Annotated in this window: 10 protein-coding genes; 4 read left to right on the top strand and 6 right to left on the bottom strand. The window is 43.9% G+C overall.

The features are described from left to right. The 4 genes from ACEYJ7_RS09820 to ACEYJ7_RS09805 form a co-directional block, all read right to left on the bottom strand. Positions 1-1,062, bottom strand: a 1,062-nt coding sequence (locus tag ACEYJ7_RS09820; RefSeq protein WP_373778923.1) for a replication-associated recombination protein A, incomplete at its 3' end; no start/stop codon positions are given. Then, the gene (gene mreD, locus ACEYJ7_RS09815; protein ID WP_373778922.1) at positions 1,062-1,550 is read right to left on the bottom strand and encodes a rod shape-determining protein MreD; all 489 of its coding nucleotides are present in this window, start codon (positions 1,548-1,550) and stop codon (positions 1,062-1,064) included. The genes ACEYJ7_RS09820 and mreD, both read right to left, overlap by 1 nt. After that, positions 1,550-2,608 (bottom strand): rod shape-determining protein MreC, encoded by a 1,059-nt coding sequence (mreC, locus tag ACEYJ7_RS09810; protein WP_373778921.1) that lies wholly within the window; start codon positions 2,606-2,608, stop codon positions 1,550-1,552. Before mreC ends, mreD begins: the two co-directional genes overlap by 1 nt. Before the next feature lie 96 nt (positions 2,609-2,704). After that, positions 2,705-3,757, bottom strand: coding sequence for a rod shape-determining protein (locus tag ACEYJ7_RS09805; RefSeq protein WP_373778920.1), 1,053 nt, complete (start codon positions 3,755-3,757; stop codon positions 2,705-2,707). Positions 3,758-4,029: 272 nt separating this feature from the next. Here ACEYJ7_RS09805 and pntA point away from each other — a divergent pair, with 272 nt between their 5' ends. Then, complete coding sequence (gene pntA / locus ACEYJ7_RS09800; protein ID WP_373778919.1) at positions 4,030-5,562, top strand: Re/Si-specific NAD(P)(+) transhydrogenase subunit alpha; 1,533 nt, start codon at positions 4,030-4,032, stop codon at positions 5,560-5,562. A gap of 10 nt (positions 5,563-5,572) precedes the next feature. Next, positions 5,573-6,946 carry a Re/Si-specific NAD(P)(+) transhydrogenase subunit beta gene (pntB, locus tag ACEYJ7_RS09795; protein ID WP_373778918.1) on the top strand — a complete coding sequence of 458 codons (1,374 nt, stop codon included), beginning with the start codon at positions 5,573-5,575 and terminating at the stop codon, positions 6,944-6,946. Between the two features lie 56 nt (positions 6,947-7,002). Here the strand turns inward: pntB and ACEYJ7_RS09790 are convergent, their stop codons facing one another. Together ACEYJ7_RS09790 and metK are read right to left on the bottom strand one after the other, a co-directional pair. Further along, the gene (locus ACEYJ7_RS09790) at positions 7,003-7,770 is read right to left on the bottom strand and encodes a TatD family hydrolase (protein WP_373778917.1); all 768 of its coding nucleotides are present in this window, start codon (positions 7,768-7,770) and stop codon (positions 7,003-7,005) included. Between the two features lie 47 nt (positions 7,771-7,817). Then, complete coding sequence (gene metK / locus ACEYJ7_RS09785) at positions 7,818-8,966, bottom strand: methionine adenosyltransferase (protein ID WP_373778916.1); 1,149 nt, start codon at positions 8,964-8,966, stop codon at positions 7,818-7,820. A gap of 222 nt (positions 8,967-9,188) precedes the next feature. Between metK and ACEYJ7_RS09780 the strand changes: the two genes are divergently transcribed. Then, on the top strand, positions 9,189-10,100 hold the full coding sequence (locus ACEYJ7_RS09780; protein ID WP_373778915.1) for a DUF5672 family protein: 912 nt from the start codon (positions 9,189-9,191) through the stop codon (positions 10,098-10,100). 42 nt (positions 10,101-10,142) lie between these two features. Beyond that, entirely contained in the window at positions 10,143-11,282 is a 1,140-nt protein-coding gene (argE, locus tag ACEYJ7_RS09775; protein WP_373778914.1) for an acetylornithine deacetylase, read from the top strand. The last annotated feature ends 16 nt before the right edge of the window (positions 11,283-11,298 follow it).

The raw sequence follows: 11,298 nt of genomic DNA, 5'->3' as shown, positions 1-11,298 counted from the left end.
GGCTTCATTAAATGCCATATAAACTGCATTACTTTTCGGAGCAACTGCAAGATAAATCACCGCTTGGGCAATGGCCCGTTCGCCTTCGTAAGCTCCCACTCTAGTATAACAATCCCACGCAGTAAGGGCGACTTGCATTGCTCTTGGGTCAGCATTGCCCACATCTTCTGATGCTATCGCAAGTAGTCGGCGAGCGACATACAGTGGATCACCACCAGCGGTTAAAATACGAGCATACCAGTATAATGCACCGTCAGGGGAAGAGCCTCGAATGGATTTATGTAAGGCGGAAATCAGGTCGTAATAACGGTCGCCACCTTTGTCAAAACGGGCTTGGCGTTCACCCAATACTTCGATTAATAGTCCTTTATCCAATACTTTACCTTGCTCGGTTTGTTCTGCCATATCACACATCAGTTCTAGGCAGTTCAATGCAAAACGTCCGTCACCGTTTACATAATCAGCAAGTAAATTCAGCACCTCATCTTTTAAGATCAGTTTTTCATTCCCCAAACCGCGCGCTTTATCTGTGATCGCATTTTGCAAAATTTTCAAAATATCGACCGCTTGTAATGGCTTGAGAATATAAACCCGCGCGCGGGAAAGTAATGCGCTGTTAAGTTCAAAAGAAGGATTTTCAGTGGTGGCACCGATAAAAATAATGGTGCCGTCTTCAATATGTGGCAAAAAAGCATCTTGCTGGCTTTTGTTGAAGCGGTGGACTTCATCCACGAATAATAAGGTACGTCTACCGGTTTGACGATTTAATCTGGCTTTTTCAATAGCTTCGCGAATCTCTTTTACACCGCTGGTGACGGCTGACAAGCGTTCGACTTCAGCATCCAATTCACTGGCGATAATTTCCGCCAATGTCGTTTTACCGGTACCGGGCGGCCCCCAAAAAATCATTGAATGGCTATGACCTGCTTCAATCGCACGGCGTAGAGGCTTTCCTTCACCAATCAAGTGACTTTGTCCTGCATATTCCGCCAAGGTACGCGGGCGCATACGGGCAGAAAGCGGACGGAAATCTTCGGCAAAATCAAAGGATAAACTGTTCATTAACGTAAATGTAGTCCTCGACGAATATGCCGCATCAGTAAGAAAATCCAAGGCCATAAAATACCGCTTAGTACCGCACCGAGTAATTCTTGAGTATTGAATTCGGCACTATGCAACACGAGCTCAATAAAGAAGATACAAAATCGGATAAGTGCAATATATGCCATGACTAATAAACTTTGTAACCATAACGAAAGGTTGCGTAGAATTAAGTGATATTTCGCAACGACATAAATCGCGACAGATAAAACTAAAGCATGGATACCTAAAATTGAGCCCAATATTAAATCCCAAACAATACCTGCAAGAAAGGCAGTTCCGACACTGACTTTATCCGGTAAAGCCAACGCCCAATAGATCAAAACTAAAATAACCCAACTTGGACGTAACCCTTGGAAACCTGCCGGCCACGGCATAATTTCCAATACAAACGCTACCATAAAAATGAAGATCAGTACCAGTAGCTGAAAAAGTGCGTTTTCTCTCATTATTCGCTTCCTTGTCCGGCATGATTGTCGATGACGCTTTCAACTTCAGATTGTGATGCCGGATTTTCTGATAGATCCTCCGATTCTGAAGAATCGTCTTTTTTTACTTCGTCATTATTCACTTGTTCTTTTTTATTACTACTTTTTAGGTGGCTCAGCGGATTTTGATTTTGGCGTCGTTCTTCAACGGCATCACGTACATCTTGTGGAGAAATACTTTGTGCCTTGCGGATTTCCTCACTGGTTGGCCACAATAGTAATAAATAGCGTAAACGGTCTAAAGAGGCTAACGGACGTGCTGTGGCTCGGGCAAAATGACTGGAGCCGTCATTCACAATATTTTCAATTACGGCTACTGGATAACCCTCAGGGAAGCGCCCGCCCAAACCGGAGGTTACTAACACATCGCCTTTAGCAATATCAACAGTGCGCGGTAGATTATCTAAAATCAATTCATCATTATGTCCCGTACCGTTGGCAATCGCACGCACATCATTACGTAAAATTTGCACCGGAATCGCATGAGTGACATCGGTAATCAGCAACACTCGGCTACTTTTCTCTCCGACAGAAATTACCTGCCCTACTACGCCTCGTTCATCAATAATCGGTTGACCGACAAAAGCGCCATCGTTTCCACCCTGATTAATCACAACCTGTTGGCGATAAGCATCCATTTCGGCTGTTAAAACTTCCGCCACTTTTTTATATTCATCTTGACGTAACGGTGAACTTAGTAATAAACGTAGCCGCTGATTTTCCACCTTAAGTTGGTCAAGTAATAGCAAATCGGCATTTTTTTCCCGAATTTGTTCTTTTAATACTTTATTTTCCAATTGTAATTTTTGGCTATCAATAAAGTTATTACTGACACCATCTAATACCGTTCTTGGTGCATTTGCAAAATAATACAAACCGCTTACTGCCGTTTCCAAGACATTGCGCATCTGAATCATCATGCTGCTACGTCCGTCTAAAAAAATCAGGCTCACCGAAATAACTATAGCAAAAAATAGTCGGACACCAAGTGAAGGGGCTTTAGCAAAAATCGGTTTCATATATTTACATGGAGATAGAAAGGATAATTGTGATTGAAAGGAAAATGGACAATTTGTTTATATTGTCCATTTTCAACTTTACTCTAGTAGGATAAATTAGTTATCATCACTGAACAAATCACCACCATGCATATCGATCATTTCAAGCGCTTTACCGCCACCGCGTGCAACACACGTTAACGGGTCTTCCGCTACAATAACCGGTACACCCGTTGCATTTGCAAGCAGGACATCAATATTTTGTAATAATGCACCACCACCGGTTAATACCATGCCTCGCTCAAAAATATCTGCTGCTAATTCAGGAGGGCATTGTTCTAATACTGCTTTTACCGCTTCTACAATTCCGTTTAGCGGTTGTTCAATAGCTTCCAGCACCTCTTTAGAAGTTAATACAAACGTTCTTGGAGCACCTTCGGCAAGATTATGTCCATGTACTTCAATCGAACGAATTTCATCTTCATTTTGAATAAAGGCCGTTGCAATTTCTTTCTTAATACGCTCGGCTGTCGTTTCACCGATTGCCGAACCGTAATGACGACGAACATAAGCAACTATCGCTTCATCAAATTTGTCCCCTCCGATCCGCACAGAAGAAGAATGTACGATACCGTTTAACGATAGCACGGCGACTTCTGTCGTACCGCCACCGATATCGATAACCATCGATCCTGCGGCTTCTGCAACAGGTAAACCTGCACCGATCGCCGCCGCCATCGGTTCCTCAATTAAATAAACTTCACGAGCACCTGCGCCGATTGCCGATTCTTTAATGGCTTTACGCTCTACCTGCGTTGCACCTGCCGGTACACACACTAATACGCGCGGACTCGGCTTCATAAAGTTATTGCTATGCACCTGTTTAATAAAATGCTGTAACATTTTTTCAGTCACATAGAAATCCGCAATTACGCCGTCTTTCATCGGACGAATCGCTAAAATGCTTTTTGGAGTACGGCCCAACATGGATTTGGCATCCGTTCCTACCGCTGCAATACTTTTTAGCGAACCGATTCTGTCTTGGCGAACCGCAACAACGGAAGGTTCATCTAAAACGATACCTTGTCCTTTAACATAAATCAGTGTATTTGCCGTACCTAAATCGATAGAAAGATCGTTTGAGAAGAGTCCAAGAAATTTTTTAAACATAAGGGTGTTCCATTATTGATAATGATGTTTGAATCAAAAAACAAAAGCCCCGCAAGGGGCAAAAATTGTGCTAAATATAGCAAAAAAGTGCCATAACTCCAATATTTAATACATTTTTTTAAAAGAATTACGTGATCCCCCTTAAATTTTATCTATCTCAACCGTTTATTAGAAATTTTTTGGCGAAGGATAAAAATAAATGTTACATTTACAGCCGTTTTATCTTAACGAAACAATTTCATTCTTAAACTAAAAATCATACAGGAGTCTTTATGCTTATTGGTGTACCAAGAGAGCTGTTGGACAATGAAAGTCGTGTAGCGGCAACGCCAAAGACTGTCCAACAAATTCTCAAACTAGGCTTTGATGTGCTCGTTGAACACGATGCAGGTTTTAAAGCAAGTTTCGAAGACAACGCATTTGTGGAAGCAGGTGCGAAAGTCGGCACGCAAAAAGAAGTTTGGAACGCAGACATCATTTTCAAAGTGAATGCGCCGACCGATGCTGAAATTGCACTGATGAAATCAGGCGCAACCCTTGTCAGCTTTATTTGGCCGGCTCAAAATCCTGAGCTGATGGCCAAATTGTCCGCCAAAAAAATTAACGTGCTTGCCATGGATGCAGTACCGCGTATTTCACGTGCACAGTCCCTTGATGCGCTTAGTTCTATGGCAAACATCGCCGGTTATCGTGCGGTCGTCGAAGCCGCACATGAATTCGGCAGCTTCTTCACCGGTCAAATTACCGCTGCGGGTAAAGTTCCGCCGGCAAAAGTATTGGTTATCGGTGCCGGTGTCGCCGGTTTAGCTGCCATCGGGGCTGCAAACAGCTTAGGAGCTATCGTTCGTGCATTTGACTCTCGCCCTGAAGTAAAAGAGCAAGTCGAATCCATGGGTGCAAGCTTCCTTGAAATTGATTTCAAAGAAGAAGGCGGCAGCGGTGACGGCTATGCCAAAGTGATGTCGGAAGAATTCAATCGTCGTGCATTGGCGCTATACGCTGAACAAGCGAAGGAAGTCGATATTATCATCACTACGGCATTAATCCCGGGTAAACCTGCACCTCGCCTCATCACCAAAGAGATGGTCGACTCGATGAAACCGGGCAGCGTGATTGTGGACTTAGCGGCAGCAACCGGCGGTAACTGCGAATATACTAAAGCCGGTGAAGTCGTTGTCACCGACAACCAAGTTAAAATCATTGGTTATACCGATCTTCCTAGCCGTTTACCGACCCAATCATCACAACTTTACGGTACAAATCTCGTCAACTTACTCAAACTGCTTGCACCAAATAAAGACGGTCAAATCGACATCAATTTTGAAGATGTAGTGTTACGCGGTGTCACGGTTGTTCGTGACGGTGAGGTGACTTGGCCGGCTCCGCCGATTCAAGTTTCTGCTCAACCACAACAAAAAGCAGCCGTTAAACCGGCAGAGAAAAAAGAAGAAAAACCGGCGGATCCGCGTATCAAATACGGTTTAATGGCATTAGCCGGTCTTGCCTTCTTATGGTTGGCTTCCGTTGCTCCGGCAGCGTTCCTTTCTCACTTTACCGTATTCGTCCTCTCGTGCGTTGTCGGTTACTATGTTGTATGGAATGTCAGCCATGCTCTACACACACCGTTAATGGCAGTAACAAATGCGATTTCCGGTATCATTATTGTCGGTGCATTACTGCAAATCTCACAAGGCGGATTCTTCATCAGTATCCTCGCATTTATCGCAATTTTAGTTGCAAGTATTAATATCTTCGGTGGCTTCAAAGTAACCCAACGTATGCTTGCTATGTTTAGAAAAGGTTAAGGAGAAAGCAATGTCTGAAGGTTTAGTACAAGCTGCATATATCGTTGCAGCCCTCCTCTTCATTATGAGTCTTGCGGGACTGTCAAAACATGAAACGGCAAAAGCCGGTTGTTGGTACGGCATTGTCGGTATGATAATTGCGCTTATCGCCACGATTTTCGGACCAGAATCGAAAGGTACCGTTTGGATCCTGATTGCCATGGCGATCGGTGCGGTCATCGGTATCCGCCAAGCGTTAAAAGTCGAAATGACCGAAATGCCCGAATTGGTGGCGATTCTTCACAGCTTCGTCGGTTTGGCTGCCGTACTTGTCGGCTTTAACAGCTACGGCTTGGCGCATGAAACTGATCCGGTATTACAAAATATCCACAACGTTGAAGTCTTCTTAGGTATCTTCATCGGTGCGGTTACCTTTACCGGTTCCGTGGTGGCATTCGGTAAGCTTCGCGGCATCATCAGCTCAAAAGCATTAACATTACCGCACCGCCATAAAATGAATTTAGCCGCATTAGTTGTATCGGCGTTACTTATGGTCGTTTTCGTCAATAATCCGCATAATATCTTCCCGGTATTAATCATGACGGCAATTGCCCTAGCATTCGGTTGGCACTTGGTTGCCTCTATCGGCGGTGCGGACATGCCGGTGGTCGTTTCCATGCTGAACTCTTATTCCGGTTGGGCGGCAGCGGCGGCAGGTTTCATGCTCAGCAATGACCTGTTAATCGTCACAGGTGCATTAGTCGGTTCTTCCGGTGCGATTCTTTCTTACATCATGTGTAAAGCCATGAACCGCTCGTTCATCAGCGTTATCGCCGGCGGCTTCGGTAACGATGTTCAAGTCAGCGATGATCAAGAATACGGTGAACACCGTGAAACGACGGCGGAAGAAGTGGCTGAAATGCTTAAAAATGCAAGTTCCGTGATCATCACACCGGGATACGGCATGGCGGTAGCACAAGCACAATATCCGGTTGCTGAAATTACAGCGAAATTACGTGAAAAAGGCATCAATGTCCGTTTCGGTATCCACCCTGTTGCAGGTCGTTTACCGGGCCACATGAACGTCTTGCTCGCTGAGGCAAAAGTTCCTTACGATGTGGTGTTGGAAATGGACGAAATTAACGAAGATTTCCCGGATACCGATGTTGTCTTGGTTATCGGGGCGAATGATACCGTTAACCCTGCGGCAATGGATGATCCGAACAGCCCGATTGCCGGTATGCCGGTATTAGAAGTGTGGAAAGCACAAAACGTCATCGTGTTCAAACGCTCAATGGCGGTAGGTTATGCCGGTGTTCAAAACCCGCTGTTCTTTAAAGAAAATACCCAAATGTTATTTGGTGATGCAAAAGAACGTGTGGATGATATCTTAAAAGCACTTTAATTCTTATCTATATTAAAAAGAGAATGGGCAACCATTCTCTTTTTTTATTTGCAAATTTATCGGCAAATCAGACCGCTTGTATGATAAAAATACGCCGTATTCCTCTCTATTTGCCCTGAGACTGCCGTTAAAGCCACCTCTTTGATTTCGGCAATCTTCCGAATCACCGCCTTAAGTTGCCCGCTGATATCCGTAACATCAAAGCCCTCATGCCGCCAAGGTCCGTCCGTTTCGATCATAATTCGATCCAAAGGAAAACACTCCACTACCCTCTGCACTTTCGGATTAGTTAATATATCGGGATTTACACTGATAAAATAAGGTGTTTTTAATAACTCACCCAGCCATTTATCACTCGCCTTAAACCAGTGAAAATGCGCTTTTTGAAGCTGATATTTTGCTAACAGCTCAAGGGCAATTTCCGTATCCTCATAAACAATATGCAAATTTATCGGCAAATCGTACCGCTTGCAGAGCACGATAAATCGTTCTAAAAGTTCAATATAAGGCTGATAATCCAAATTCGGTTGCTCACGTTTTAGATAATAGGGCAAACCGACTTCACCGCAAGCGGTCAGTTCTTGATGATTTTTTGCAATCCATTCAAACAATTGCCTTTGTTCTGTTGGTGAAGGTAACGGCTGTTCGGGGTGAAAACCTGCTGCGATATAAATACGTGGAAATTGCTGTTTAAGTGCCAATAAACGTTGGCTACTGGCAAAATCTGTTGCGACCGCAAGCACACCTGCCAGTTTTGGGTTTTGGATGATGTTACGAATCTGAGATTCCGCATATTGATCCAAATGAATATGACTGTCGAACATACTCGTAAGAAAAGGGCGAACACTGTTCGCCCATTGATGATGTTGACCTATTTCGCATCCGCTCTTAATGCTTCCGCTTTATCGGTTTTTTCCCAAGGAAAATGCTCTCGACCAAAGTGTCCGTAAGCGGCAGTTTCACGATAAATCGGACGGATTAAATCTAGCATTTTGATTAAGCCGTATGGGCGTAAATCAAAGTGTTCACGCACTAAACGGACTAACACTTCATTGCTCACTTTACCCGTACCAAAGGTTTCCACCATGATTGATGTCGGCTCTGCAATACCGATCGCATAAGAAAGTTGAATCTCACAACGATCTGCTAAACCTGCTGCGACAATGTTTTTTGCGACATAACGTGCAGCGTAAGCAGCTGAGCGGTCAACTTTTGACGGATCTTTACCGGAGAATGCCCCGCCACCGTGACGCGCTGCACCGCCGTAGGTATCAACGATGATTTTACGCCCTGTTAAACCACAGTCGCCCATTGGACCACCAATCACAAAACGACCTGTCGGGTTGATAAAGTATTTGGTGTTTTGGCTTAACCATTCGCTTGGTAATACCGGCTTGATGATCTCTTCCATCACACCTTCAAACACGGTTTTCTGATCAACGTATTCAGCGTGTTGAGTAGAAAGCACCACAGCATCAATACCTTTAATTTTGTTATCTTCGTAAATAAAGGTTAATTGGCTTTTCGCATCCGGGCGTAACCAATCTAATTTACCTGATTTACGCACTTTGGCTTGTTGTTCCATTAGACGATGAGCGTAAGTGATTGGTGCCGGCATTAACACTTCGGTTTCGTTCGTTGCATAACCAAACATAATCCCTTGGTCGCCTGCACCTTGCTCTAACGGGTTAGCACGGTCCACGCCTTGATTGATGTCCGGTGATTGTTTACCGATGGCATTTAATACCGCACACGAGTGCGCATCAAAGCCCATATCGGAATGGGTATAACCGATGTCGCAAATCACCTGGCGAGTTAAGTTTTCAATATCCACCCAAGCAGAAGTCGTAATTTCACCACCTACAAGTGCCATACCGGTTTTTACATAGGTTTCACACGCCACACGCGCTTTCGGATCTTGTTTGAGAATTTCGTCTAATACTGCATCTGAAATTTGGTCTGCGATTTTATCCGGATGCCCTTCGGATACCGATTCCGAGGTAAATAAATTGATTGACATTAACTTTATCCTATTGATTTATATTAATTATCTGTAATAAACAAGCGGTCTGTTTTTGCAAAAATTTTGCAATTTCCGACCGCTTGTCACGAATTCTTTTTGGAAGTATTTCCGTCTAGACGTCTATAATACATTTTTCACCCAACGATGACAAATAATTTTTAATTTCGACGGGGTGTTATGATAAATTAACACTCTCATTTCATTTATTGTGGAGACGATATGTCATCGCCGACCTTAACTATTGCTAGCGTCACCGGACACCAAGGATATGCTCAAGGTTCAGTCTATGCTATTGAAACCAGTTTTCAAGAATTACAAGGAAGGATTCCTCACATAAAATGTTTATTGATTAGCCCTGAACGTCCCGACGTTTTACCTGATCACATTCAACATATTCCCTGCCAACCGTTCAGTTATTTTGAATATAACTTATTTATGATTTACGGATTAGGGCAACTGATTGAAACAGATTTTTGCCTTGTCGTACAACATGACGGTTGGGTGATCAACGGTAATAACTGGCGTGATGAATTTTTTGAATATGATTACATCGGGGCGCCTTTGCCGGACTTAGCCGAAATTCGAGACAACCAATTTATTCGTCATTTTAATCCCGATGTTTGGTTGGCTCATAAAGATAATGCCCCGGAATATTTCTACGAATGGCAAAACGGTGGCTTTAGTTTACGTAGCCGTAAACTGTTAAATGCACCGAGAGAATTGGGACTTACTATTGAAGTTGCTGCATGTAATCCGTTTCAATCCCATCCGCTCACATTACAATGGGATTTTTCCCAACAACATATTCAACACGCGGAAGATCTTTATTTTTCTGCCATTAAACGAAGCTTACTTGAACAACACGGTATGAAATTTGCGCCCCGACATCTCGCCGCCTATTTCAGTGTGGAATTCGTTCCGATTCAACAACTAGAGAATATTCCGCTTAATGCCGTATTAGGTGCCCATTTTACTTCACGCTGTACGCTTATCGGTATAAAAAAAATCCAAATAAATGCAATAGTATATTCATTAGAGGATTTAACTAATAATATTTTTCTCCGTACACTTGCTGAAACGCACCATACATTTGAAATCCCGCCCGAATGCAATAAAATCGAGCCGGTATAATGGTTACAATACTTTTTTATATTATTTTTAAAGAGATAAAGCATGACAACATTGACTTTTATCGAACGTTACAAACAGCTCATCGAAATCCCGACAATCAGTAGTTTGGAAGCCGAGTACGATCAATCCAATCAAGTGTTGATTGAACGGTTGGCGGATTGGTTGAGCGACTATGGTTTTAAAACGGACATCATCGCCGTAGAAGGCAGTCGGCAAAAATACAATTTACTCGCCACCTACGGGGAAGGCGAAGGCGGCTTGCTATTGGCGGGACATACCGATACCGTCCCGTTTGATCAAGACCGCTGGAGCGTAGATCCGTTCAAACTGACCGAAAAAGACGGCAAACTTTATGGTTTGGGTACCGCCGATATGAAAGGCTTTTTTGCTTTTGTCGTTGATGCCGTCAGCCAAATCGAGCTCACCAAACTGACCAAACCGTTACGCATTTTAGCCACGGCGGATGAAGAAACCACAATGCTTGGCGCAAGAACCTTCGCCCGACATACTCATATTCGTCCCGATTGTGCGATTATCGGCGAACCGACTTCACTCAAACCGATCCGAGCGCACAAAGGTCATATGGGGCAAGCCGTACGTATCATCGGGCAGTCCGGGCATTCCAGTGATCCGTCAAAAGGCATCAATGCCATTGAAATCATGCATGACGTCACCGGGCAGTTAATTCAATTACGCAATCAACTTAAACAGAAATATCACAATCCGCTGTTTCAAGTGCCATACCCGACCATGAATTTCGGCAACATTCACGGCGGCGATGCCATCAACCGTATCTGTGCCTGTTGTGAATTGCAATTGGATATGCGACCGCTTCCTAATCTGGCGGTACAAGATTTGGAAGATATCTTACGCCAACATCTTGCTCCGTTGATTGAACAATGGGGAGACAGAATTCAGATCCGAGCGCTCCATGACGGCATCCCGGGCTATGAATGCGAGCATTCCGCTCAAGTGGTTCAGGTTGTCGAGAAACTGTTGGGCGAAAAATGTGATGCGGTTAATTACTGCACCGAAGCGCCTTTTATTCAACAGCTTTGCCCGACACTGGTACTCGGTCCGGGCTCTATTGAACAAGCACATCAGCCGGATGAATTTTTAGCGACGGACTTTATTGAGCCGACCCGCGATTTGTTGAAAAAACTGATTCATCATTTTTGTTAATAACAAGTGGTCGGTT

It is taken from the genome of Glaesserella sp. (assembly GCF_041814905.1).
Taxonomy (GTDB): Bacteria; Pseudomonadota; Gammaproteobacteria; order Enterobacterales; family Pasteurellaceae; genus Glaesserella.
Note: the sequence above shows the minus strand (reverse complement) of the source record. Positions and strands in the feature narration are given on the sequence as shown.

Bases quoted from the DNA above. Each gene is read 5' to 3' on its own strand.
- mreD (WP_373778922.1), bottom strand. From the start codon at position 1,550: ATGAGAGAAAACGCACTTTTTCAGCTACTGGTACTGATCTTCATTTTT.
- mreC (WP_373778921.1), bottom strand. From the start codon at position 2,608: ATGAAACCGATTTTTGCTAAAGCCCCTTCACTTGGTGTCCGACTATTT.
- ACEYJ7_RS09805 (WP_373778920.1), bottom strand. From the start codon at position 3,757: ATGTTTAAAAAATTTCTTGGACTCTTCTCAAACGATCTTTCTATCGAT.
- pntA (WP_373778919.1), top strand. From the start codon at position 4,030: ATGCTTATTGGTGTACCAAGAGAGCTGTTGGACAATGAAAGTCGTGTA.
- pntB (WP_373778918.1), top strand. From the start codon at position 5,573: ATGTCTGAAGGTTTAGTACAAGCTGCATATATCGTTGCAGCCCTCCTC.
- ACEYJ7_RS09790 (WP_373778917.1), bottom strand. From the start codon at position 7,770: ATGTTCGACAGTCATATTCATTTGGATCAATATGCGGAATCTCAGATT.
- metK (WP_373778916.1), bottom strand. From the start codon at position 8,966: ATGTCAATCAATTTATTTACCTCGGAATCGGTATCCGAAGGGCATCCG.
- ACEYJ7_RS09780 (WP_373778915.1), top strand. From the start codon at position 9,189: ATGTCATCGCCGACCTTAACTATTGCTAGCGTCACCGGACACCAAGGA.
- argE (WP_373778914.1), top strand. From the start codon at position 10,143: ATGACAACATTGACTTTTATCGAACGTTACAAACAGCTCATCGAAATC.